This is a genomic window from Mitsuaria sp. MSU3D, assembly GCF_056867975.1.
Genome location: NZ_CP200314.1, coordinates 2811799 through 2834674 on the forward strand (window position 1 = coordinate 2811799; position 22876 = coordinate 2834674).

Consider the following 22876-nt stretch of genomic DNA (forward strand, 5'->3'; position numbering starts at 1 on the left):
TCCGGAAATCGACGATCTGAACGGGGACTGAGGGGAATGGACGACGCCGGGCTCAGCCCAGCATCTGCAGCGTGCTGTCGAACAGCTGGTTCGCCACCGCCACGACCTTCATGTTGGCCTGGTACATCTGCTGGTACTGCATGAGGTTGATGGCTTCCTCGTCGGTGTTGACGCCGGCGCTGGACTTCCAGTCCTCCTCGGACTGGTCGCGCACCGTCGTCGCGGTCTTCTGCGAGCCCTGGTTCAGCGAACTCGCCACGCCCAGCTTGCCCACCAGCTGCGTGAACACGTCGCCGGTGATGATCTGCGTCGTGCCGGCGGCGTTGCCGGCCGCATCGAAGGTGGTGATGGTCATCGGCCGGTTCTTCAGGCCGATCAGCGCGGTCAGGTTGCCGCTGTCGCCGCTGACCGTGGCGCTGCTGGAGAACGCCAGCTGCGCCGCGGTGATGCCGGTCATCTTGAGCGTGCCGCCGCTGGTGTCGAACAGCGGCGCGCCCGGCGTGGCGGCCGGCGGGGCGAAGCCCAGCGCCAGCTGCGCGTTGAACGCGTTGCCGATGCCTAGCGCGAGCTCCGAGATCGTCGTGCGCATCGGTCCCAGCACCTGCTTCTGCAGATCGGCCAGGCCGCCGAGCTGACCGCCCTGCCCCACGTCCGACAAGGTGAACGAGGTGTTGGCGAACTGGATCTTCAGCGCGCCCGGGCCGGACGTGGACATCACCGCCGCGTCCGCGCCGACGACCAGCGGCTGGCCGCCCTTGAGCGACACGCTCTTGGCGCCGTCGGGCGTGTCGACGACCTGCAGGCCGACCAGCGCGGACAGCGCCTTGATCTTCTCGTCGCGGGCGTCCTGCAGCCCGGCGTCGTTCATGCCGGTGGCGCGGCCGCCGGCGATCTGCTTGTTCAGCAGCGCGATGTCCTGCGTCAGCGCGTTGACCTGGTTGACCACGCCGTCGCGCTGCGTCGCGATCGCCGTCTGCTGGTTGGCGAACAGCTGCTGCAGGCTGTCGAAGCGCTTGACCAGGCCGTCGGCGGCGGTCAGCACGGCCTCGCGCAGCGGGCCGGATTCCGGCTGGACGCTGGCCGCGTTCAGCGCGGCGAAGAACTGGTCGATGCCGTTGTTGATGTTGGCCGTGTCGTCGGACATGACCTGCTCCAGCTGGGTCATGTAGGACTGCCCGGCGCTGTACTGGCCGAGCTGGCTGGTCGCCTGCCACAGCTGCACGTTCTTGAAGCTGTCGGCGAAGCGCAGCAGCTTGGACACCTGCACGCCGGCCCCGCCCTGCGGCGTCTGCAGCGAGCCCAGCAGCACGCCGGTGCGGGTGTAGCCCGGCGTCATCGCGTTGGCGACGTTCTGGCTGGTGGTGCCCAGCGCGGCCTGGGCGGCCTGCGCGCCGGTGAGGCCGTTGAGGAGGATGCTCATGGGGTCGAGGTTCCTGAGGATGCGGGGGCGCCCGCGGGCAAGTCCGCAGGGAAGGCCGCGGGGGTCTTCCCTCCGGAAGGCGACGCGCCGGCGCCGGAACTTAAGCCCGCCGCGGGAAGGACCTGCTTGAGCATCAGGTCGGCGATGCCGAAGGCGCGCTGCTGGGCCAGCGCGTCGGCGACCATCCCGTCGGCCAGGTCCAGCATGTCCTGGTTGGCGCGCTTGTGTTCGACGCTGTCGTCGTCGGCCAGCGCGCGCGTGCCGGCGCGCATCTGGCTGATCATCTGCTTGATGAAGAAAGCTTCGAACTTGACGGCGGCGTCGGTGGCCTGCGCCTTGATGCGCGCATCGGGATCCTTGGCGCCGTCCAGCGCGGCGACCGACGGCATCGGAGAGGAAGTCGGGAAGTCGCTCATCAGATCACCTGCAGCTCGCCCTCGATCGCGCCGGCCTGATCGAGCGCCTGAAGGATCGCCATCAGGTCGTCCGGATTCGCGCCGATGCTGTTGACCATGTCGACGATCGCCTGCAGCGAGGTGCCCGCCGGCCAGCGGAACATCCGGCCGTCGCCCTGGTCCACGCGCAGCTGCGACTGCGGCACCGTCTGCGTGCGGCCCTGGCTGAACGCGTTGGGCTGGCTGACCTGCGGGCTCTCGCTGATGACGACCTTCAGCGAGCCGTGCGACACCGCCGCCGGGCGCACCTTGACGCCGTCGGCGATCACGACGGTGCCGGTGCGGGAGTTGAAGATCACGCGCGGCAGCGCCGGCGCGGCGTCGATGGACAAGCCCTGCAACTGCGCGACGAAGGCGACCCGCTGCGTCGATTCCATCGGGGCGCGCACCGACACGCTGGTCCCGTCGCGCGTCGACGCCGTGCCGCTGCCGAAGCGCTGGTTCAGCGCGTCGACGATCTGCGTCGCGGTCTGGAAGGCGGGGCGCTTGAGGTTCAGCACCACGTCCGGCCGGGAGTCGAAGTCGCTCGCGATCTCGCGCTCGATCGACGCGCCGTTGGGCACGCGGCCGGTCGTCGGCGTGTTCACCGTCACGCTGGAGCCGCTCTGCCCCTGCGCGTTCAGGCCGGTCACGACCAGGTTGCCTTGCGCCAGCGCATAGACCTCGCCGTCAGCGGCGTGCAGCTCGGTCAGCAGCAGCGTGCCGCCACGCAGGCTCTTCGCATCGCCCAGCGAGGACACCGTGATGTCGATGGACTGGCCGCGGCGATAACCCGACGGGAAACTCGCGCTCACCATCACGGCCGCCGCGTTGCGCGACTTGGCCTCGGTCTTCTCGGGCAGCTTCACGCCGAACTGCTTCAGCAGGTTGGCCACCGACTGGCCGGCGAACTTCACCTGCGTGCTGTCGCCGCTGCCGTTCAGCCCGACCACCAGGCCGTAGCCGAGCAGCTGGTTCTCGCGCACGCCCTCGATGTCGACGAGCTGACGCAGCGGCTGCGCAGCGAAGGTCGGCATCGCCACGACCAGTCCGAGGACCACGCCGAGCACCAGGCCGATGGACAGGGGAATCGATCGATTCTTCATGGGGGACTCGCGATGGAGGGGGATCGGATCGGTCATCGGATCGGTCATCGGATCGGATCTCAGATCGGATTCCACGGGCTGTTGAACCAGCGCGTGAACCAGCCCGGCGTGGCGGCATCGGCCAGGACGCCCCGGCCGCTGTAGGCGATGCGCGCGTTGGCCACGCGCTGCGAGGACACGCGGTTCTCGCTGTCCACATCCGCCGGACGGACGTAGCCGGCCACGCGCATCAGCTCCTCGCCCTGGTTCAGCGTCAGGCTCTTCTCGCCGTGCACGCGCAGCAGGCCGTTGGAGGTCACCTCCTGCACGACCACGGTGATCGCGCCCTGCAGCGTGTTCTGCTGCGTGCTGCTGCCGCTGCCGTTGAAGTCGCGCCCCGCGTTGATGCCGTACGAGCGCTGCTTGCCGTTCAGGTCCAGGCCGAAGCTGCCGCCGCTGGTCTTGCCGCTCTGCGTGTTGGCGCTCTTGCTGGCCTGCGTCGCTTCTTCGAGCACGATGGTCAGCACGTCGCCGGAGCGGAAGGCACGCGTGTCGGCGATCAGGCTGGCGCTGCGGCCCGCGGCGAACACGCCGCCCCCCGACGGCCGGACCGTCTCCGCGATCGGCAGCGGCAGGCCGCCGGGATCGGCGCTGGGCAGTTCCGGCGGCGCGATGATCGCGCAGCCGCCCAGGCTCGCCGCGAGGATCGCGGCAGCAGCGAGTGGAAGAAGACGGGCAGCAGCGTTCATCGACGTCTCCTCAGCGTGCGGCCTGCGCCAGCACCTGCAGCATGTTGTCGGCGGCGGAGAGCACCTTGGTATTCATCTCGTAGGTGCGCTGCGCCGCGATCATGTCGACCATCTCCTCGACGACCTGCACGTTCGAGCCTTCCAGCGCGCCCTGCTTGAGCTTGCCCAGGCCGTTCTCGCCCGGCACGCCCTCGGTGGGCGCGCCACTGGCGCCGGTCTCCTGGTACAGGTTGTCGCCCAGCGCCAGCAGGCCGGCCGGGTTGACGAACTGCGTCAGGCGCAGCTGCCCGATCTCCTGCGGCGCGGCGTTGTCGGCGACGGTGATCGACACGACGCCGTTCTCGCCGATCGTCAGCGACTTGGCGTTGACGGGGATGGTGATCTCCGGCTGCAGGCGCTGGCCCTGCGCCGTCGTCAGCCGGCCTTCCGGGCTGACGTTGAGCTGGCCGGCGCGCGTATAGGCCGGCCGGCCGTTCGGTCCCTCGACCTGCAGGAAGCCGTTGCCGACGATGGCCACGTCCATGCTCTGGCCGGTCGTCTGCAGGTTGCCGTTGGTGAACACCTTCTGCGTGCCCACCATGCGCGTGCCGTTGCCCAGCTGCACGCCGGTCGGCGCGGCGGTGCCGTCCTCGGCCTGCGCGCCGGGCTGGCGCTCCACCTGGTAGAAGAGGTCCTCGAACATCACCCGGTCGCGCTTGAAGCCGACCGTGTTGACGTTGGCCAGGTTGTTGGCGATCGCTTGCAGCTTGGCGTCCTGCGCCTGCACGCCGGTCTTGCTGATCCACATGGCGGGGTTCATCGGGGGCTCCTTGGGGAAATGCGGGAATGTCGGGGGAACGGGATCAAGGTCGAGGTCGAGAGCGCGGTCGAGTGAACGGACGGCCGCGTCACTCGCGGACCAGCCGGTTGCCGGTATCGGCCATGCCGTCGGCGGCCTTGTAGAGGCGCATCTGCAGCTCGAAGTCGCGGGCCAGGTTCATCGTGGCGACCATCTCCTCGACGGCCGAGACGTTGCTCGATTCGAGCTTGCCCTTGGCGACCTGCACGGCCGGATCGGCGGCCGGCGTGCTGCCGTCGCGCGTCACCAGCAGGCCGGCCTCGTTCTTGGTCAGCTGCGAGAACGGCGGCTTGACCAGCTTGAGGCGGTCCACCGTCTGCAGCTCGGGCTGGCCGTTGGCCAGGACCGAGATCGTGCCGTCGGCCTGCACTTCCAGCCTGTCGTGCGGCGGCAGCACGATCGGACCGCCCTCGCCCAGCACCGCGTGACGGCCCAGGCGCAGCGTGCCGTCGGCGTCGACGGTGAAGTTGCCGCTGCGGGTGTAGGCCTCGCGGCCCGCCGGTCCGTCCTGTGCCACGGCGAACAGGCCCTCGCCCTCGACCGCCAGGTCGAGATCGCGGCCCGTGTCGCGCTGGCTGCCGGCGCGCGCGCTGACGACGTCCGAACGCGCCTGCGCCAGGTGCCGCGCGTCGTAGCCGTAGCCCTTCACCTGCGCGGCGCCGGCCTGCTCCAGGTTGGCACGGAAGCCGGCCGTCTCCATGTTGGCCAGGTTGTTGGCATGCACGGCCTGCGCGCGCTGGATGCGCTCGGCGCCGCTCATGACGGTGTAGATCAGGGCGTCCATCGGGGGCTCGCTTCAGTCCGGGTGGTCGGGAAGAACTCGCGGAGAACTCGTGTCAGACGGCCTGCATCAGCGCCTGCATCATCTCGTTCTCGGTCGAGATGAGCTTGGTGTTGGCCTGGTAGTTGCGCTGCGCGCTCATCAGGCTGACGAGCTCGCCGGTGACGTCGACGTTGGACTGCTCGATCGCGCCGGCGCTGAGCTTGGACGCCGTGCCCGCGCCCGGGCGCGAGTACAGCGCCACGCCGCTGTCGATGGTCGACGTCCAGCTCGTGTCGCTCATCGGCTTGAGCGCGCTCTCGTTGGCGAAGGTGGCCAGCGCGATGGTGCCGACGGTCTGCTTCTCGCCGTTGCTGTAGTTGGCCACCAGCGAGCCGTCCTCCGACAGGCTGGTGCCGGTCAGCGTGCCGGCGGCATAGCCGTTGGACTCGTTGGTGCGGGTCGTCGTGTCGCCGGCGTACTGCGTGGTGGTGGTGTAGTCGATGCGCATGGCGATCGGCGCGGCGCCGTTGGCCGGCGCGGCGTTCAACGTCACGGCGGGCACGGCGGTGAGCTGGCCCAGCGCGTCGAAGTTCATCGTCGCGCCGACGCCGGCCGGGGCCGCGCCGTCGAAGCTGTAGTACGCGTTGACGGCGCCGACGCCGGTCTTCACGAAGTACTGCGTCACGCTGTGCTTGGTGCCCAGCGAGTCGTACACGACCGAGGTCACCGAGCTGTTGTAGCTGCGCGAGTCGTCCTTGTCGAAGGGCGCGAGCGCGGGCACGGTCCAGTCGGCGCTGAGGTTGCCGTTGTAGGTCAGCACGTCGCTGGCCTGCGCCGGGATCGTGCCGGCGTTGACGCGCAGGTCGCCGAAGGCACCCAGGCCGGCACCCGGCACCGGCCGGCCGTTGGCGTCCAGCACCGCGGCGTAGCCCTGCGCCTTGCGGCCCAGGCTGTCGATGACGTTGCCGTCCTTGTCGACGTCGAACAGGCCCACGCGGGTGAACACGGTCTGGCCGTCGTCGCCCTTGACCGCGAAGAAGCCGCGGCCCTGGATCATCGCGTCCATGCCGCGTCCGGTGTTGAACAGGCCGCCCCCGGTCTGGATGCTTTGCGAGATCGAGCCCACTTCCACGCCGGTGGGCGCGCTGTCGGCGTACATGGACGAGAAGTTGCTGCGGCTGGACTTGAAGCCGTAGGTGCCGGAGTTGGCGATGTTGTTGCTGATGGTCTCCAGGCTGGCGTTGACCGCGTTGATGCCCGAACGTGCGATTTCGAAACTCATGGGGGCCTCCGAAGGCGTTGGATGCTGGGAACTGGGGAAGACTCTGAAGAACCTGGGAAGGACGCGCCCGTCAGGACGCGGCGCGGCCCTTGAACTGGGTGATGGCCTGGCTGGTGACCTCGCCGACGCCGGCGAGCTGCAGCATCACGCTGCCGTCGGCGGACAGGCGCACGCCGTCCAGGCGGGCGACGGTCTCCAGGCTCACCTCGCGCTTGTCCTTGGCCTCGAACTTCAGGCTGTACTGGCCGTCGCGCAGGCCCAGCTTGGCCGGGTCCAGCGTGTAGCCGTGCTCGCCCTTGCCGAGCGAGCCGAGATCGATGCGCTGCTCGGTGCCGTCGCCGGCCGTCACCACCAGCGTGTTGGCGGGGCTGCTCGAATCCAGCGTGTAGCGCAGCTCGACCGGATCGCCCTGCAGCTGCACCTGCGAGACGGTGGCCTGCAGCGTCGAGCCGACCTGCGCGCCCAGCGTCATCAGCTGCAGGCTCGCCAGCATGCTGGCGTTGGTCTGGCCCTGCGAGGTGAGCTTCTGCATCGACTCGACCTGGCTCAACTGCGTGAGCTGGCTGACGAACTGCGACGGGTCCTGCGGCGACAGCGGGTCCTGGTTCTTGATCTGCGCGACGAGCAGCGTGGTGAACAGGTTGCTCAGGCCGCCGCTGTCGCCGTTGCCGGCGATCGCGCTGGACGACGAAGTGCCGTTGCCGCTCGAGTTGTTGTTGACGGAAGTGGTCATGTCGGTGCTCCGTGGAGGATCGGGGTCAGGTCTTGATCAGGGTCGGATCAGGCATGGATCAGCCTTCGCCGAGGCGCAGCAGCGACTGCTGCATCGACTTCACGCGCGACAGCACCTCGACGTTGGTCTCGAAGGCGCGCGAGGCGGACAACATGTCGGTCATCTCGGCGACCGGGTTGACGTTGGGGTAGAAGACCTCGCCGTTCTCGTTGGCCAGCGGGTTCTCGGGCTCGTAGGCCTTGCGCAGCGGCTCCTGGCTCTCGACGACGTCCAGCACCTGCACGCGCGTGCCGGCGAGTTGCTGGTCGCCCAGCCCTTCGCGCGCGGCGAGCGCGGCGAACACCGGCTTGCGGGCGTGGTACGTGGCGGTCTCGCTGCCGGCGGCCGACTGCGCGTTGGCCAGGTTGCTGGCGATCGTGTTCAGGCGCACCGTCTGCGCGGACATCGCCGAACCGGCGATCTGGCTGATCTGCTTGAAGGACATGACAGCTCCCGTTTTGTCGCTCATTGACCGCTGATGGCCTTGGCCACGCCCTTGAGCTTCATGTTCACGAAGCTCAGGCTGGTCTGGAAATCGAGCGCGTTCTGCGCGAAGGCGGCCTGCTCCACGCCGAGCTCGACGGTGTTGCCGTCCTGCGCCGGGTGGTACGGGACGCGGTACTTCATGTCCTGGTCGCCGGTGTCGAGCGCGAGCTCGCCGTTGAAACCGTCGCCCGATCCGTCGCCGGAACCCAGTGCGCTGCGCAAAGACGCGGCAAAATCAATGTCGCGCGCCTGAAACCCCGGCGTGCTGACGTTGGCGATGTTGGAGGCCAGGACCTTGGTCCGCTCCGCGCGCAGACGCAGCGCGTCGTCATGCACCCCGGCCGCCTTGCTGAAATCGATGCTCATGCGCGACTCCCTCTTTCCGTTCGTTTCCGAATCCGTTGCTGTCTGTCGTCCGCTGTCGATCGCTCTGGCGATCTCAGCGTTGTCCTTGCCCTGCGGGCTGCCGGCCGCCCTGGCCGCGGGTCAGGCACCGCAGGCGCCGAGCGCCTCCAGGGACGGCACCGCCCTGCTCGACGCCCAGGTGCTGGACACCGCCCGCAACGCCTTGCTCGACCAGGCGCAGCAGGCCGGCCTGATCTCGCCGGAGCTGCAGCTTCAGCAGCCCGCGCCGCGTCCGCGTCCGGCCTGCCCGGCCGGCTGGGACGTCGCGCTGCAGGACAGCCGCAGCCTGATGCGCCTGCGCCTGGTGGCCCGCTGCACCGACGACGCCGCCCGCGTGCCGCCGCAGGACTTCCTGCTGCGCGCGACGCTGAGCGCCGAGGTGCTCGTCGTCACGCAGGGCGTGGCCAGCGGTCAACCGGTCAGCGACGATCAACTCCAGCTGCAGCGCCGCGACATCAGCCAGACGCCCGACGCGCTGTCCACGCTGGAGCCCGGCTTCGCCGCGCGCACCACACTGCGCCCGGGCCAGCTGCTGCAGAAGCGTCTGCTGGCCGCGGCCATCGTGGTCAAGCGCGGCGACGCCGTGCGCATCCAGGCCAGCCGCGGGGGCGTCAGCGTCGAAGGCGCCGGCGAGGCGCTCGACAGCGGCGCGCGCCAGGGCCTGATCCGCGTGCGCAACAGCGCCAGCGGCCGCGTGATCCAGGCCCGCGTGCTGGACGCCGGACTGGTCGAGCCCGCCGAACTGCGCTGAGTCGATCGCCGCGAAGACCGGCTTCATTTCGCAACTCCAGCCGCGCGCGCGGCGGCGCCCGTCGAGGTCGATTTCTGAGCGGTGTCGAGTTGCGCCGTCACGCGCGCCGCCACCTGTGTGAGCTTCTCCGCATACGCCGGATCGGTGGCGTAGCCGCCGCGCTGCAGCGCGACGCCGTAGGCGCGTGCATCGGCGCCGGCGTTGAGCGCGCCCTGATAACGCGGGCTCGTGCCGACCAGGCGGGCCAGATCGTCGAAGGACTGCGACGGCGACGCGTAGGCGCGGAACGCCTCGCGGCGCGCGACGGGCGCGCCGCCCTCGACCTCCGTCGTCATCGCCTGCGCGACGGCACCCTGCCAGCCGGTGGCCTTGATGCCGAAGTAGTTGTGGCTGCTCGAGCCATCCGCCGCGCGGACCGGCGAGCGGCCCCAGCCCGTTTCCAGCGCGGCCTGCGCGGTCAGCACCTCGGGCGCGACGCCCAGCTTCGCGCCGGCGCCGCGCGCCAGCGGCAGCACCTCGTCGATGAAGGCCTGGCGCTGCGCGTCGCTGACGGCATCGTCCGCGGAGCCGCCGGTGCCCGGCGCCGCGTCCATGCCCGCCACCGCCTGGGACCGCACGCGGCCCCACGCGCCTTCGGGGCTGAGACCGCCGCCGGAGCCGCCGTCGCCCTGCTCGATGTAGCGGACGACGTCGCGATTCAGCTCATTGAACAACGCGTCGAAGCGCGGCGTACCGAAGCCGCCCGCGCCAGCGCCACGTCCAGGCGCGACCGGCTCCGTCGCCAGCGACGGGAACTCACCCGCCCGGAAGTCAACGTTCCGCATAGATGTGCTCCTCGCGGCCCAGCAGTTGCTGCATCAGCGCCTGCTGCTCGCCGATCAGTTGCGCGTTGCGCAGGTTCATCGCCTTGCACTCCGCCAGTGCGCGTTCGATCGCGCGGCGCAGCGCGGCGATCGGTTCAGCCGTCGCAGCGGGCAGGCGCTCCAGCAACGCACGCAGGCTGGGCTGCGCCGCGCGGCCGAGCAGCCCGACCAGCAGCTCGCGGCGACGGGCGCGTTGCGCCTCCATCTCCGCGGCCTGCGCGAGGATCTCCGCGGACAGCGCCGCCATCGCCTCGGCCTCGTGCCGCAGCGCGGCGTGGAACTGGCGGTCCAGCAGCTCGCGCAAGGTCTCGTAGCCGCGCAGGTCCTGCGAGAGTCCGTCGACGAGCTGCTGCAGCATCACCGCGGCGGTGCTGTCGGCGCGGCGCGCCGTGCGGGTCAGCGTCGCGGTCACGCGCGGCCTCCGTGATAACGCTGGATGAGCTGCGACAGCCGGTTCGCGTCGAACTTGATCTCGCCCTTGGCCAGCGCGTCGCGCAGCGCGGCGACCTTCACCTCGTCGACGTCCGGCATCGCGGCGAGCGTCGCCTGCGCGGGCTTGAGGACCTCGCTCGCCAGCTCGCCGGCGAGCATTGCGGGACCGGACGACGGGCCGGCGCCGAGCGCGCGGTCGGTCGACTCGACGGACGCCGACGACGTCGTGCCGGCGGCGGGATTCAACGGGTTGGTGCCAGTGATCTTCATTCGTTCACCCTTGGATCTGGTGCGCATGCGGCCTCCGTCAGCGGGAGGCCGCCGGCTGCGGCTTCATCAACGCGCCGCGAACCTGCTCGGCGGCATCGCCGTCGCGGGCCGGGTCGCGCAGCCCGGCCGGGCCGAACATCCCGGCGATCGCCTGCGCCTGCTTGGCGGTCAGCAGCATCAGCTCGATGCGGCGGTTGGCGGCCGCGGTCGGCGTCAGCGGGTCCAGCGGCGCGGCGTCGGCCATGCCGGTGACCTGCAGCACGCTGGACTCGGGCATGCCGCCGACCAGCAGTTCCTGGCGGGCCGCCATCGCGCGATGGCTGGACAGCGCCCAGTTGGTGAAGGCGCCCGGGCCCTTGTCCTGATAGGCCGTCGCATCGGTGTGCCCGACGATCAGCAGCTGGTTGCGGATCTCAGCCAGCAGCGGGCCCAGCTTGCGCAGCAGCGCGCGCAGCGGCGCGGCCGGCTGCGCGCTGCCGCGCTCGAACATGCCGCTGGCCTCGGTGTCGTGCAACTGCAGCCGCAGACCCTGCGGCGTGACGGCGCTGCGCAGATGGCCCTCCAGCCCTTCTTCCTTGGCCAGCGCGGCGATGCGACGCGCGAGCGCCTGCAACTGCTCCGGCGAATCCAGGCTGGGCCGACCCATGCGCGAATCCGTCGAGCCGTGCTGCGGATCGCCGGGGCTGGGCTCCTCGCTGCGCGCGGGCACCGGATGGCGCTCGATCATGCTGCCGCGCGAGCCGGCGGCCAGCGAGTTCGTCAGCCCCTGCCCGTCCTCGATCAGGTTGGCGCCCGCGTTCTGCAGCACGACCTGCATGCGCTCGGCGTTGCGCGAGGCCAGCAGCCACAGCACCAGGAACAGGCACAGCAGCGCCAGGCAGAAGTCGGCGAACGCGACCTTCCACGCGCCGCCGTGGCCTTCGTCGTCGGCACGGCGCGAGACGCGCTTCACCACGGTCGGGTGGTGATCGCGCGCGCCCTTGCCGCCAGCACCTGCCAGGCCGCCGGGACCGATGGACACGACCTCAGGCTGCACGGCGCTCTCCTTCTCCCGCCGGGCGATCGCCCGCGCGGCGGCGCGGCGTGGCGGCCGGCTCATCGCCGTTGAGGGCGTCGATCCAGCTTTCGAGCAGCGCGAAGCTGGGCTTGATGTTGAGCTGCACCAGACGGCGTCCGGCGTCGATCGCCAGCAGCGGCGGCTTGCCCGACACATGCGTCACCAGCACGACCTTGACGGACTCCAGCGACGCCAGCTCCTCATGCACCAGCTGCTTCATCATGTTGGACAGCGGGTCCATCACGCCGTAGCAGAAGAAGATGCCGATGAAGGTCCCGACCATCGCGGCGGCGACCATCACGGCGATCTCGCCGGTGCCCGCGCCTTCGGCGACGTGGTTCATCGCCATCACGATGCCCAGCACCGCGGCCAGGATGCCGAAGCCGGGCATCGCCTCGGCGATCTTGTGCAGCGACTTGGACGGCTGCATCAGCTCGTCGTGGATGGCCTCGAGCTCCTGCTCCAGCACGCCCTCGAGCTCATGCGCGTTGATCTTGCCCATCGCCATCAGGCGGAAGTTGTCGACGATGAAGTGCAGCAGCTTGCGGTTGTCGAGGATCAGCGGATAACGCTGGAACAGCGCGCTCTCGTGCGGCGCCTCGACGTGCGCGTCCAGCGCCTTCAGGCCGCCGGCGGCCGTCTGCAGCAGCTCGTACATCAGCAGCAGCAGCTGGCGCTGAAACTCCTGGCCGTGGTCGCTGCGGCGCACCAGCTTGCGCAGTTGCAGCAGCATCTCCGACAGCACGTGGCGCGGGTTGCCCAGCACGATCGCGCCCACGCCGGCGCCGACGATGATCAGCAGCTCCACCGGCTGCCAGATGACCTTGAACTGGCCGCCGTGCAGCATGAAGCCGCCGAAGACGCAGCCCAGGACGATCCCGATTCCGATGAGTGCCTGCATGTCCGTTCCTTTTTCCTGTTCCGCCGGTCTTCAGACTTGCTGCAGAAAGGCGCGCATCTTGGCGAGCGCGGCCTTGTTGATCTGGGAGACGCGCGCCTCGGTGAGATCGAGCACGGCGGCGATCTCCTTGAGGCTGGCGTCGAATTCGTAATAGAGCTGGATCACCCGCTGCTCGCGCTCGTTGAGCGCCGTCAGCGCCTGCGCGATCGAGCGCGTGACCATCAGCTGCGCTTCCGGGTTGCGATGCTCGCTGGGCATCTGCGCCAGTTCCTCGACCAATTCGTCGAAGCTGGCCATCTCCTCGGCCACCTCGGCCTGGAGGAAGTCCTGGTACTGCTGCGGCGTGAGCTTCAGGTGGCGCAGGATCTCGGCCTCGACCGGCTCGCGGCCGAGCTGGCGCGTCAGCGCGCGCAGCGCGTCGCGCTGCTTGTGGCTGTCCTGGCGCACGGTGCGCGGACGCCAGTCCTGGCGGCGCAGCTCGTCCAGGATCGCGCCGCGCACCCGCAGCGCGGCGAAGGCGCCGAAACCGCCGTCCGGTTGTCCGTAGCGGCGCAGCGCCTCCAGCAGGCCCATCAGGCCGATCTGCTCCATGTCCTCGCGGTCCATCACCGCGCTGGCCTGCGCCGACAGCTGCCGCACCACGCGCTTGACCAGCGGCGCGTACTCGCGCAGCGCGCGCTGCTCGAGCTCGGCGCTTTGCGCGGCGCTGAGGCCCGCCGTCGCGACGGCGCCCCATTCGGCGTAGGCATGCTGCACGGTGCTCTGTCCCGGTGGTGCTGGTGGTTCTGGTCGTGCTGGTGATCGCGCGCGGACGGGACCGTCACTCGATGATCAGCTTGCCGATCAGCGCCTCGGCGAACGGCGCGTCGCGCCGGTCCGCCGCATAGCTCTCGGCATAGGCCTGGTTGAGCAGCTGCGCGAACTGCTCGACGCTCATCGCCTGCGCGCTCTCGACCGTGTGCGTGGACAGCGCCTTCACCGCCACCGTGCGCAGCAGCGGCAGGTGGTCCTTGGTGCGCTTTTCCTGCTCGGGCAAGGTCTTGAAGACGATGTCCACCGCCATGTAGTGCGACACCGCCGAGCCGTTCGGGCCGCGCAGCATCACCAGCACCTTGTCCAGCGTCACGTACTTGTAGTCGGGCGCCGGCTTGCCGTCGTCCTTGGGATCCTTGGCGTCCTTGCCGCCATGCGCGGCGTCGGCGCCGGCGGCGGTCGCCGCCGTCTTGGTGCCGTCGGCCTTCAGCCACCACACGGCGGCGCCGGCACCACCGGCGGCCAGCAGCGCGACAACGGCGATCACGCCGATCAACTTGGTCCTGTTCTTCATCGCGTGGTCCTCGTGTTGCCGACCGTGATGCCGCCCGTGATGCCCATGGCGCCCACACCGACCGCCCCCGCGGCGTTGCCCGCCAACGCGTCCGCGAAGCCGAAGGCGGCGGAAGCGCCCGACGCGCCGTGGTCGTCGTCCTGCAGCGCCCGGCCGGGCTGGCGTTGCGCGTCGCGTTGCTGACCGCCCGATTGCGGCTGGCCGCCCGCGGCGGCGCCGTCGCGACCACGGCCGTCGCCGGCCGCCTGCGCGCCCGAGGCGACCTGCACCGACACATCGCCCGAGTGGCGCTGCACCAGTTCATGGCGCAGCGGCTCGGCGATCTGGCGCAGTTGCTGGCGCACGTCGTCATTGCTGGCGGAGAGCTGCACCTGCAGCGCGCCGCCTTGCTGGCGGATGTCGATCTCGATGCGGCCCAGCTGCGGCGGCTCCAAATGGAGGCGAGCACTGTCCGCGCGCTGCGCGATCTGCAGTTGCAGCCGGTCGCCCAGCGCCTGCATCAGCGGCTGCTGCCAGGCCTCGCGCGAGGCGGGCAGCGTGAGCGTCGAGGACACCGAGGCTCCGACGTCGGTGCCGCCCGACATCGCGCCCGGCGTCATCGCCGTCATCAGGTCGGCGCTCCAGCGCTGCAGCCCTTGCCAGGCGCCGGCGTCGGTCGCGCTCGCCGGCACCGCGACGTCCGCGCCTTGCAGCGCGAGAAGACGCGCCGCGTCGGTGGTCAGTGCCGATGGCAGGGGCGTCGCGTCTTGTGAGGCCCGCGAAGATGGCGAGGCCGGCGGATTCGACGCCGCACCGGCCAGGTTTCCCGACGCGCCGGCCGCATCGCGCGCCACCGGGGCCGGCGGCATCACCACGGGGATCAGCGTCGGCATCAGCATCGCCATCAGCGGCGCGCTCGCGGGCAGCGCAGCGTCATCCTGCGCGGCGGAGGCCTCGCCATCGGTGCCGTCGCCCGCCGGCCGCGCGCCGCCCGCGACGACGCCGATCGCGTCCTGGCCCGCGGTGCCTGCCGGGCCGCGACCCAGCAGTTCATCAAGGGCCTGCATCAGCGCGGCGTCGAGCACGTCGACGTTCCCATCGGCGCTGCCGCCCGACGCGTCGGCCCCCTGGGCCTGCGCGGTGTCACGCTCCCCCGCGGGTGCCATCAGCGGCGCGAAGGGCAGCACCACGGCCGGCGCGGCAGTCCCGTCCGCCGTGCCCGCACGGTCCGCCTTGCCGCCCGCCGCGCTGCCAGAAGGCAGTCCCGGCGCCGTCGCGGCGGACGGCGAGGCGGCGGCGTTGGCGTTGGCCGCGGCGGCCATCGGAGTCATCGTCATCGTCATGCTTGCGCCTCCGTGCCCCAGTCGGCGGACTCCGCATACGCGGACCACCCCTGGCGCTGCTGCCGCATCTGTTCCAGCGTCTGCCCGACGCGCTCGAGCTCGCGCTGGCATTCGCCGCTGATCTGCTGATGGAGCCGGCGCAGCTGCTGCAGCGCGGCGCGCTCGCCGGGCGTCAGCGCCGCGGCGTCGAGGCCGCCCAGCAGCTGGGCCAGTTCCGCGTCGCCGCGGGCCAGCGCGGTCCAGTTGCGTTGGGCACAGGCGTCGCGCAGACGCTCGCCGAGCATCTGCAGGCGCGCGGTGATCGGCACCGGGCGGAGGGTCTGGGGCATCGCCATGTCCTCCTCACCCGTGGCGGGCGAGCACGCCCTGCCAGCCGCCGCGGATCTGCGCGAGCAGGCCGCGGACCTCGTCGACCAGCGCGACGTCCAGCTCGACCCCGGCGCGGTACAGCCGCTCCGCGCAGTAGTCGTAGAGCCGCGCCAGGCTGGCCACGACCTCCCCGCCCGTGTCCAGGTCCAGCGCGCTGGACAGCCCGTTGATGATGGCGACGCACTTGTCCAGGCTGGCGGCCTTGAGCTCGAAGCGCCGCGCCTCGATGTGGGCGCGGGCGCGGGCGAGCTCGTCCAGCAGGCCGTCCATCAGCACCAGCACCAGCTGGAGCGGCGAGGCCTGCGCGGTCTGCGCCTGCAGATGGACGGACTGGTAGCTCTGGTAGGCGTCGTAGCTCATGGGGTCGTCGTGGGCGTGTCGTCGAGGAGGTGCGCGGCGCTCAGGCCGCGACGGCGTCGAACAGGCTGCCCGTGCCACCCAGTTGCGTCTGCAGGTTCTGCAGCTGCGTGAACTGTTGGAGGTAGCGCGTGTACGCCTGGTTGTATTGCTGGTCCAGACGCAGCTGGCGGTCGCTGATGCTCTTCTGCTGCGACTGGATCGTGGTCTGGCGCTGCTTGATCTGGCCGTTGGCACTGTTGGTCCAGGTGTCGGCGAGCTTGTCCATCGCGCCGAGCAGGCCGGACGAGTTGGACAGCGCGGTCGAGCCCAGCACCTTGTCCAGCGCGTCGGGCGTGGCCGACAGCGCCTTGCCCAGCTTGGCGCTGTCGAGCGTGGCGCTGCCGTCGCGGCCGATGGACACGCCCAATGTGCGCAGGTTGGCGCCGCCGTAGTCGTTGCGCAGCACGTTGCCGATGCGGTCGCGCAGCGCGCGCACGCCGGCGTCGCTGGCGAAGGCGCCGTTGGCCGTGCCTTCCTTGCCGACGACGGTCAGGTCGTCGAGCGCCTTCTCCAGCGTGTTGTACGCGTCGACGAAGCTCTGCAGCTTGGCGCTGGTGGCCGTGTCGTCGCGCGCGACGGTCAGCGTCACCGGCGACTCGCCGGTGGCCTGCGCCTTCTTCAGCGTGATGGACACGCCCTGGATCGCGGTGACCGTGTTGCTGGCCTGCTGCAGCCGCACGCCGGTGCCCTGCGCGCCCAGCCAGACGACGGCGTCCTGCGCGCCGACCAGCTCCTTGCGCTTGCTCGTGTCGTCCAGCGCGGTCTTCAGCGGACCGGACAGGCCCGAGGTGTCGATCGTCAGTTTGCCGCCCGCGCCGCTGACCCCGGAGGTCAGCACCAGCTGCGTCGCGCCGCCGACGGTCACGACCATCGCGGTGGCGTTGCCGCTGGCCGCGGTGTTGATCGCACGAGCGATCTCGGTCTGCGACAACGTGCCGTCGCCGTCGCCGTCGGCACTGGCGAGGTCGACGTTGAAGCTGGTGCCGTTGGCCAGTTGCACGGACATGCTGCCCGGGCCGGCCGGCACCGCCGGCAGATCCTGGAAGGCGACCTGGTTGGTCGTCGCGAGCTGCTCGACGAACAGCGGCGTGCTGGTCGGCTGCGCCCCGGACGCGGCGGTCGCGGTCATGACCGCGCTGTCGCTGGGCGTGGCGCTGTACTGCGTGACCGACTGGCCGGGCTTGGACGACAAGGCGGCCAGCGCCGTCTTGAACGCGCTCAGCGCGCTCTGCAGCTTGGTCAGTCCGCTGGACGCGGTCTGCGCGGCCTTGGTCTGGGCGTCCAGCAGCGTCTGCGCCGGCTGCGTGTACGCGGTGGCCAGGCTGGTGGCCGTCGAGGTCGGATCGAAACTAGTCGCCATGGCGGGCTCCTCCACAAGGTCCGGGGTTGAGACTTCCCTGGTGGTAGGCGACCGGCAGCGGCCGGAACTTAAGCGGCGCGCGGTCAGCCACGGTTCCCCCGATCGTTGAGGCGGGTCATCGGACCGAAGCCGCCCCAGGAACCGAGGGCGCCGAAGGCGCTCAAGCCGCCGTAGGCGCTATCGTTCTGGGCGCTCTGCGACGCGATCTCGTCCTGCCCCTTCTGGTCGCGGCGGGCCTGCTCGGTGCGGACGCGCGCGTCGGCGCGGTCGACCAGTTGACGCAAGGTCTCCTGCTTGCGGGCGGCGGCCAGCGTGTCGGCGCGGGCCAGCTCCAGCTCGGCCTGGCGGCGCGCCAGCTCGGCGCGCTGCTGGTCGGCCCAGCCGCGCATCGCCTGCTTGTAGGCGGCGCTGTTCTGCGCCAGGCCGGGCAGCGCGACGCCGCTCAGCGTCGCCTGCGCGCCGAGCGCGTCCAGCCGGTCGACCGTGCCCTGCACCCGCTGGCACAGCTGCTGCTGCGCGACCAGCTTCGCCTGCTGACGATCGAGCTGGAGCTGCTGCAGCTCGGCCAGCTTGCCGAGGCTGCGACGCAGCGAATCCTGGCTGCCGCTCATGCGAGCACCTCCGTCAGTTGGGCTTGCGTGGAAACCAGCGGCGCGCCCTCGTGGGTGCCCTGGTGGAGAAAGGCCTCGATGCGCGGCCACAGCGCGACGGCGCGGTCGGTGGCCGGGTCGGCGCCGGGCACGTAGGCGCCCAGCGGCATCAACTCGCGGACCTGCTCGAAGCGGGCCATCAGCTGCTTGATCTCGCGTGCGGCCTGCTGCTGGCCGCGATCGGCGACCAGCGCCATGCAGCGGCTGATCGACTGCGCGACGTCGATGGCGGGGTAATGCCCGCGCTCGGCCAGCGCGCGCGTCAGCACGATGTGGCCGTCCAGGATCGCGCGGGCCGTGTCGACGACCGGGTCCTGCTGGTCGTCGCCCTCGGCGAGGACCGTGTAGATCGCGCTCATGCTGCCGTCGCCCTCGCCGTTGCCGGCGCTCTCGACGAGCTCCGGCAGCAGGCTGAAGACCGACGGCGGATACCCGCGCGTGGCCGGCGGCTCGCCCAGCGCCAGCGCGACTTCGCGGCGCGCCATCGCGTATCGCGTCAGCGAATCGACCAGCAGCAGCACGTGCTGGCCCTGGTCGCGGTAGTGGGCGGCGATGCTGTGGCACAGCTCGGTGGCGCGCAGGCGCATCAGCGGCGACTCGTCGGCCGGCGCCACGACGACGACCGCGCGCGCCAGGCCCTCGGCGCCGAGCGACAGGTCGATGAACTCGCGCACCTCGCGGCCGCGTTCGCCGATCAGGCCGACAACGACGACGTCGGCGACCGTGTTGCGCGTGATCAGGCCCAGCAGCACGCTCTTGCCGACGCCGGAGCCGGCCATCAGGCCGACGCGCTGGCCGCGGCCCAGCGTCAGCAGGCCGTTGATGGCGCGCACGCCGACGTCGAGCGGCTCGTGCACCGGCTTCTTGCGCAGCGGATTGACCTTGGGCGGCACCATCTGCAGCAGCAGGTCGCCGCCGAGACGGCCGCGGCCGTCGATGGGCTCGCCCAGGCCGTTGACGATGCGGCCCAGCCACTGCGGACCGATCATCAGCGACGAGCGCTCCGGCGCCGGCAGCACGCGCGCGCCGGCGGCCAGGCCGTCGGGTTTCTTGAAGGGCATCAGGTAGGCGACCTGGTCGCGGAAGCCCACGACCTGCGCCGCCAGCCAGCCGTCAGGCGCATGCTCGCTCGCGCCTTCGAGCCGCTGTTCGATCAGGCAGCGCTGACCGGTGCGCAGCGTGCAGCCGCTCGCCTCGAGCAGCAGGCCCGAGGCGCCGACCAGACGGCCGGTGGGGGTCGACACCGGCACGTCGCCAAGCTCGACGCGACGCAGCGCGTTGCTGATCATCGGGCGCCCTCCCCGGCCGCGCCGAGCGCATCGAGCTCGCCGGCCGCCGTGTGCGAATGCGAGGGCGCGGAACCGCCGTCGGACCCGTGGCCATCGATCGTGGTCTCGGGCATCAACTGACCCCGCACCTGGTCCATGCAGGCCGCCAGGCGCTGGCGGCAGCCGGCATCGGCCTCGCGACCGCCGGCGATGACGCGGCACTCGCCCGGGTCCAGCGAGGCGTCGGCATGCAGCGTCCACTCGTGCACGCGTTCGGGACCGAGCTCCAGCAGCCGCTGGCGATCCTCGGGATTCAGGAAGACCTCGACGCCGTCGCGCGCCGGCGGCATCGCCGACAGCGTCTCGTCGACCAGCGCCATCAGCTGCGTCGGCCGCAGCGTCAACTCGGCACGGATGACCTGGCGCGCGACGCGCTCCACCAGCTCGACGACCTCGCGCCGCATCGCGGACTGGTAGTCCTGCTGCAGCTGGCAGAGGTGGGTGAGCAGCGTGTCGACCGCGGCCACGGGGCTGACCAGCAGCGCCCGCGCGTCCTCGCGCCCGGCGGCCAGTCCTTCGGCATGGCCGGCCGCCTCGGCGGCGCTGCGCGCCTCGTCGATGCCGGTCTGCAGGCCGCTCGCATACCCTTCCTCGTAGCCCTTGGCCAGGCCTTCCTGGAAGCCCTGCGCCAGGCTGGCCTGCAGCTGCGCGCCGGACTGCCCGTCGAGCAGCGAGGACGCGCGGCCGACCTGGGCCAGCGGCGGGAAGCGATGCGGGCGCAGCGTCTTCATTCGACGACGTCCTCGGCGAACAGCTGGACCTGGATCTCGCCGACGTCCACCAGCGCCTTGACCTGCGCCATGATCTCGGCGCGCGCCTGCTCGACGCGGCTCATCGGCATCGGACCGCCGCGACGCATCAGGTCCTCGAAGCTCTGCGCCTGGCGGCGCGGCATCGCGGCCAGCAGCGCGTCGCGCACCGGCGGCTCGGCGCCCTTGAGCGCGACGGCCCACAGCTCCAGCGGCACTTCCTCGATGAGGCGCGTCAGCGTCGCCTCGCTCTGGCGCGAGAGCATGAAGAACTCGTACATCGACGACTCGATCTCGCCGACCACGCCCGGGTCGTGCGCGCGCAGCAGCTCCACCATCTGCTGGCGCTGGCCGGGCATGCGGTTGAGGATCTCGGCGACCTGCTTGACGCCTTCGACCGTCGCGCCCTGCTGGCCCAGGCCGGAGAGGCAGCGCTCGACCAGTTCCTCGAGCTCGACCAGCAACTCGGCGTCGACCTCCGACAGGCGCGCCATCTGCAGCAGCACGCGGTCGCGGCCGCCGGCCGGCCCTTCGGGCAGCGCGGCGACGACGTCGCCGGCCAGCGCGCTCGGCAGGAAGGCCAGGAAGACCGCCTGCATGCGCTGGTGCTCATGGCTGATCTGCTCGGCCAGCCACTTCGGCGAGGCCCATTGCAGGCGCTGCATCTTGGGCCGGATCGCGTCGCCGTAGATGCTGTTGAGCACGCTGGCCGCGATCTGTCCGCCCAGCGCGAGGTCCAACGATCGCTTCAGGTAGGTGCGCGACGCGCCGTGCACGCCGCTCTGTTCGCGATAGTCGTCGAAGAAGGTCTGCAGCGAGGTGCGCACCCAGTCGACCTTGATGCCCGACAGCCGCGACATCACCTGCGTGACGTCCAGCAGCTCGTCGCGCGACAGGCAGCGCAGCACCGCGGCCGCGGGCTCCTCGCCCATGCTCAGCAGCACGATGGCGGCACGCTCGACCGGGCTCAGCGACGAAGCGCTGCCGGGCGGAATGAAATCACTCGCTTCGGCCATTTTTCTTCTGCACCCATTGCTTGACGACTTCCGCCACCCGCTCCGGCTCCTTGGCCGCGAGCACCTTCAGGTGGTCCACCAGCACGTCCACCGGGGATCCCGGCGGCGGCAGTTCGTAGTTCTCGAGGAGCGGCGTCACCGCCGAGCCGGACTGCCCGGCACCGGCCAGCGCGCCCATGCCGGCGCCCATGCCGGCACCGATCGGGCCGCCGAGCGCCGGAACGCCCTCGCCCGCCGGCGCCATCGCCGGCTGAGCGCCCAGGCCGGCGGCGCCGGACAGCGGCTCCAGCGGCGTGATCCCGGGACCGTCGGCGCGGCGATCGGCGCGGCCGTCGTTGCCACGTTCCTTGCGACGCGCACCGCCCATGCCCAGCGCGTGCTGGCCCATGCGCAGCAGCGGACGCGCCAGCAGCAGGTAGCCGAGCAGCGCGGCCAACGCGTACGCGCCCCAGCCGCCAAACTCGACGATCGTGTCGCGCTGCTGGTACCAGGGCTCGACGACCGGCGGCGCCGGGAAGGCGAGCGTGGAGACGCTCAGCGTGTCGCCCCGCTGCGTGTCGATGCCCAGGCCGCCGTTGAGCAGGCGCTCGACCTTCTGCAGGTCGGCCGGCGTCCAGTCCTTCGCGCCGCCCGGCGCGGCGGCGGTGTTGAGCAGCACGGCCACGCTCAGGCGCTCCAGCCGGCCGCGACTCTTCTTCACCTGCGTGATCGAGCGGTCATAGGCGTACTGGCGCGTGGAGGCGTTCTTGCGCGCGGTGTTGCTGTTGGCGTTCGCGCCGTTGGGATCCTCGCCCTGCGCCGCGGACGCGGCGGCCGCCGCCAGCGCGGCCGGCGGACGGTTGCTCAGCGAGCCCGGCACGCCCAGCGCGATGCGCTCGCGGTCCTGCTCCTCGCGCATCGCCTCGTTGGTCAGCTTGGGCGAGTCGCCGTACTGCTCGCGGGTTTCCTGGATGCGATCGTTGTTGACGTCGGCGGTGACGCTCAGGCGATAGTTCTGCTCGCCCAGCACCGGGGCCAGCAGTTCATGCACGTTGCGGCGGATGTCGTCCTGGATGCGGCGCTGCGCCTCGTTGCCCTGCGCGCCACCATCGAAGCCTTCACTCAGGTCGACGCGCGCCGACAGCAGGTTGCCTTGCTGGTCGACCAGGCTGACCCGCGACGGATCGAGGTTGGCCACCGAGCCCGCGACCAGGTTGATCGCCGCGGCGATCTGCTCGTGGTTGAGCGAACGGCCCGGCTTGAGCGTCAGCACGACCGAGGCCGAGCTCTTCTGCCCGTCGTTGAGCACGAAGGAGCTGCTCTTGGCGACGGACAGATGCACGCGCGCGCCCTCGACGGCGTCGAGCGCCATCATGCTCTGGGCGAGCTCGCCCTCGAGGCCGCGGCGGAAGCGGATGTCCTGCACGAACTGGCTCACGCCCAGCGGATCGTTCTGGTCCATCAGCTCCAGGCCGGCCGGCAGCTTGGCCACGACGCCCTTGGCGGCGAGCAGCATGCGCGCGCGACCCAGGTCCGCATCGGGCACCAGCACCTGGCCGCTCTCGGGATGCAGGCGGTAGGCGATGTGTTCGGCGTCGAGCACCGACAGCACGTCGGCGGTCGGCACGTGCTCGCGCTGGCCGAAGACCGGCTTGTAGCCGGCCTGGTCGCGCCACAGCAGCATCAGCACGAGCGCGGTGACGACGGCGGCCAGGATCAGCAGCGGCGCGGCCGACCGGAGCAGGGGCAAGCCGGCGCCAGGGGCGGGCGCAGCCCTGTTGAAGCCGCCCAGCACCTGGCCGAGGCGGCGGCGCCACGCCGGCATGCCGCTGTCGCCGGCGGTGCCGGTCGCGTTCTGAAGGGTCTGCA

27 protein-coding genes are annotated in these 22876 nt (G+C 71.1%); 1 reads left to right on the plus strand and 26 read right to left on the minus strand.

Annotated features, from left to right (window positions below; genetic code table 11):
* Window positions 1-52: 52 nt before the first annotated feature.
* The 10 genes from flgK to flgB form a co-directional block, all read right to left on the minus strand.
* On the minus strand, window positions 53-1420 hold the full coding sequence (gene flgK / locus AC1VNM_RS12315; RefSeq protein ID WP_377153245.1) for a flagellar hook-associated protein FlgK: 1368 nt from the start codon (window positions 1418-1420) through the stop codon (window positions 53-55).
* Window positions 1417-1836: a rod-binding protein gene (locus AC1VNM_RS12320; protein ID WP_483107101.1), complete on the minus strand. Its 420-nt coding sequence runs from the start codon at window positions 1834-1836 to the stop codon at window positions 1417-1419. Before AC1VNM_RS12320 ends, flgK begins: the two co-directional genes overlap by 4 nt.
* Entirely contained in the window at window positions 1836-2891 is a 1056-nt protein-coding gene (locus tag AC1VNM_RS12325) for a flagellar basal body P-ring protein FlgI (RefSeq protein ID WP_431104930.1), read from the minus strand. Before AC1VNM_RS12325 ends, AC1VNM_RS12320 begins: the two co-directional genes overlap by 1 nt.
* 128 nt (window positions 2892-3019) lie before the next feature.
* Entirely contained in the window at window positions 3020-3688 is a 669-nt protein-coding gene (gene flgH / locus AC1VNM_RS12330) for a flagellar basal body L-ring protein FlgH (protein ID WP_377153239.1), read from the minus strand.
* 10 nt (window positions 3689-3698) lie between these two features.
* A complete protein-coding gene (flgG, locus tag AC1VNM_RS12335) occupies window positions 3699-4487 on the minus strand; it encodes a flagellar basal-body rod protein FlgG (protein ID WP_431104493.1) in 789 nt (262 codons plus the stop codon).
* 88 nt (window positions 4488-4575) lie between these two features.
* Window positions 4576-5310: a flagellar basal body rod protein FlgF gene (locus AC1VNM_RS12340; RefSeq protein WP_431104494.1), complete on the minus strand. Its 735-nt coding sequence runs from the start codon at window positions 5308-5310 to the stop codon at window positions 4576-4578.
* A 52-nt stretch (window positions 5311-5362) separates the two neighbouring features.
* Complete coding sequence (locus AC1VNM_RS12345; protein ID WP_483107102.1) at window positions 5363-6571, minus strand: flagellar hook protein FlgE; 1209 nt, start codon at window positions 6569-6571, stop codon at window positions 5363-5365.
* 70 nt (window positions 6572-6641) lie between these two features.
* The gene (locus AC1VNM_RS12350) at window positions 6642-7304 is read right to left on the minus strand and encodes a flagellar hook capping FlgD N-terminal domain-containing protein (RefSeq protein WP_377153236.1); all 663 of its coding nucleotides are present in this window, start codon (window positions 7302-7304) and stop codon (window positions 6642-6644) included.
* Window positions 7305-7362: 58 nt separating this feature from the next.
* A complete protein-coding gene (gene flgC / locus AC1VNM_RS12355) occupies window positions 7363-7788 on the minus strand; it encodes a flagellar basal body rod protein FlgC (protein WP_331612753.1) in 426 nt (141 codons plus the stop codon).
* A 20-nt stretch (window positions 7789-7808) separates the two neighbouring features.
* A complete protein-coding gene (gene flgB / locus AC1VNM_RS12360) occupies window positions 7809-8195 on the minus strand; it encodes a flagellar basal body rod protein FlgB (RefSeq protein WP_377153235.1) in 387 nt (128 codons plus the stop codon).
* Between flgB and flgA the strand changes: the two genes are divergently transcribed.
* Window positions 8194-8985, plus strand: coding sequence for a flagellar basal body P-ring formation chaperone FlgA (gene flgA, locus AC1VNM_RS12365; protein WP_483107103.1), 792 nt, complete (start codon window positions 8194-8196; stop codon window positions 8983-8985). The genes flgB and flgA overlap by 2 nt on opposite strands.
* Window positions 8986-9008: 23 nt before the next feature.
* Here flgA and AC1VNM_RS12370 read toward each other — a convergent pair whose 3' ends face one another.
* The 16 genes from AC1VNM_RS12370 to fliF all read right to left on the minus strand — a co-directional run bounded on the left by AC1VNM_RS12370 (window position 9009) and on the right by fliF (window position 22832).
* A complete protein-coding gene (locus AC1VNM_RS12370; protein ID WP_483107104.1) occupies window positions 9009-9809 on the minus strand; it encodes a glucosaminidase domain-containing protein in 801 nt (266 codons plus the stop codon).
* Entirely contained in the window at window positions 9796-10260 is a 465-nt protein-coding gene (locus AC1VNM_RS12375; RefSeq protein ID WP_377153229.1) for a flagellar protein FlgN, read from the minus strand. The genes AC1VNM_RS12370 and AC1VNM_RS12375 overlap by 14 nt, the downstream gene beginning before the upstream one ends.
* A complete protein-coding gene (flgM, locus tag AC1VNM_RS12380) occupies window positions 10257-10577 on the minus strand; it encodes a flagellar biosynthesis anti-sigma factor FlgM (RefSeq protein ID WP_483107105.1) in 321 nt (106 codons plus the stop codon). Before flgM ends, AC1VNM_RS12375 begins: the two co-directional genes overlap by 4 nt.
* 10 nt (window positions 10578-10587) lie before the next feature.
* Window positions 10588-11586 (minus strand): flagellar motor protein MotB, encoded by a 999-nt coding sequence (locus AC1VNM_RS12385; protein ID WP_483107106.1) that lies wholly within the window; start codon window positions 11584-11586, stop codon window positions 10588-10590.
* Window positions 11576-12508, minus strand: a complete 933-nt coding sequence (gene motA / locus AC1VNM_RS12390; protein ID WP_377153221.1) for a flagellar motor stator protein MotA — start codon at window positions 12506-12508, stop codon at window positions 11576-11578. Before motA ends, AC1VNM_RS12385 begins: the two co-directional genes overlap by 11 nt.
* 30 nt (window positions 12509-12538) lie before the next feature.
* Window positions 12539-13264 (minus strand): FliA/WhiG family RNA polymerase sigma factor, encoded by a 726-nt coding sequence (locus tag AC1VNM_RS12395; RefSeq protein ID WP_483107107.1) that lies wholly within the window; start codon window positions 13262-13264, stop codon window positions 12539-12541.
* A 64-nt stretch (window positions 13265-13328) separates the two neighbouring features.
* Window positions 13329-13835 carry a flagellar basal body-associated FliL family protein gene (locus AC1VNM_RS12400; RefSeq protein WP_483107108.1) on the minus strand — a complete coding sequence of 169 codons (507 nt, stop codon included), beginning with the start codon at window positions 13833-13835 and terminating at the stop codon, window positions 13329-13331.
* A complete protein-coding gene (locus AC1VNM_RS12405; RefSeq protein ID WP_483107109.1) occupies window positions 13832-15157 on the minus strand; it encodes a flagellar hook-length control protein FliK in 1326 nt (441 codons plus the stop codon). Before AC1VNM_RS12405 ends, AC1VNM_RS12400 begins: the two co-directional genes overlap by 4 nt.
* Window positions 15154-15486 (minus strand): flagellar protein FliT, encoded by a 333-nt coding sequence (gene fliT, locus AC1VNM_RS12410; RefSeq protein ID WP_483107110.1) that lies wholly within the window; start codon window positions 15484-15486, stop codon window positions 15154-15156. The genes AC1VNM_RS12405 and fliT overlap by 4 nt, the downstream gene beginning before the upstream one ends.
* 13 nt (window positions 15487-15499) lie before the next feature.
* On the minus strand, window positions 15500-15886 hold the full coding sequence (gene fliS / locus AC1VNM_RS12415; RefSeq protein ID WP_377153209.1) for a flagellar export chaperone FliS: 387 nt from the start codon (window positions 15884-15886) through the stop codon (window positions 15500-15502).
* A 40-nt stretch (window positions 15887-15926) separates the two neighbouring features.
* On the minus strand, window positions 15927-17285 hold the full coding sequence (fliD, locus tag AC1VNM_RS12420) for a flagellar filament capping protein FliD (protein WP_483107111.1): 1359 nt from the start codon (window positions 17283-17285) through the stop codon (window positions 15927-15929).
* A gap of 83 nt (window positions 17286-17368) precedes the next feature.
* Window positions 17369-17896 carry a flagellar export protein FliJ gene (locus tag AC1VNM_RS12425; protein WP_483107112.1) on the minus strand — a complete coding sequence of 176 codons (528 nt, stop codon included), beginning with the start codon at window positions 17894-17896 and terminating at the stop codon, window positions 17369-17371.
* The gene (fliI, locus tag AC1VNM_RS12430) at window positions 17893-19224 is read right to left on the minus strand and encodes a flagellar protein export ATPase FliI (protein ID WP_483107113.1); all 1332 of its coding nucleotides are present in this window, start codon (window positions 19222-19224) and stop codon (window positions 17893-17895) included. Before fliI ends, AC1VNM_RS12425 begins: the two co-directional genes overlap by 4 nt.
* Window positions 19221-19994: a flagellar assembly protein FliH gene (fliH, locus tag AC1VNM_RS12435; RefSeq protein ID WP_377153204.1), complete on the minus strand. Its 774-nt coding sequence runs from the start codon at window positions 19992-19994 to the stop codon at window positions 19221-19223. Before fliH ends, fliI begins: the two co-directional genes overlap by 4 nt.
* On the minus strand, window positions 19991-21028 hold the full coding sequence (locus AC1VNM_RS12440; protein WP_431104513.1) for a FliG C-terminal domain-containing protein: 1038 nt from the start codon (window positions 21026-21028) through the stop codon (window positions 19991-19993). Before AC1VNM_RS12440 ends, fliH begins: the two co-directional genes overlap by 4 nt.
* The gene (gene fliF, locus AC1VNM_RS12445; RefSeq protein WP_483109271.1) at window positions 21012-22832 is read right to left on the minus strand and encodes a flagellar basal-body MS-ring/collar protein FliF; all 1821 of its coding nucleotides are present in this window, start codon (window positions 22830-22832) and stop codon (window positions 21012-21014) included. Before fliF ends, AC1VNM_RS12440 begins: the two co-directional genes overlap by 17 nt.
* Window positions 22833-22876 lie beyond the last annotated feature (44 nt).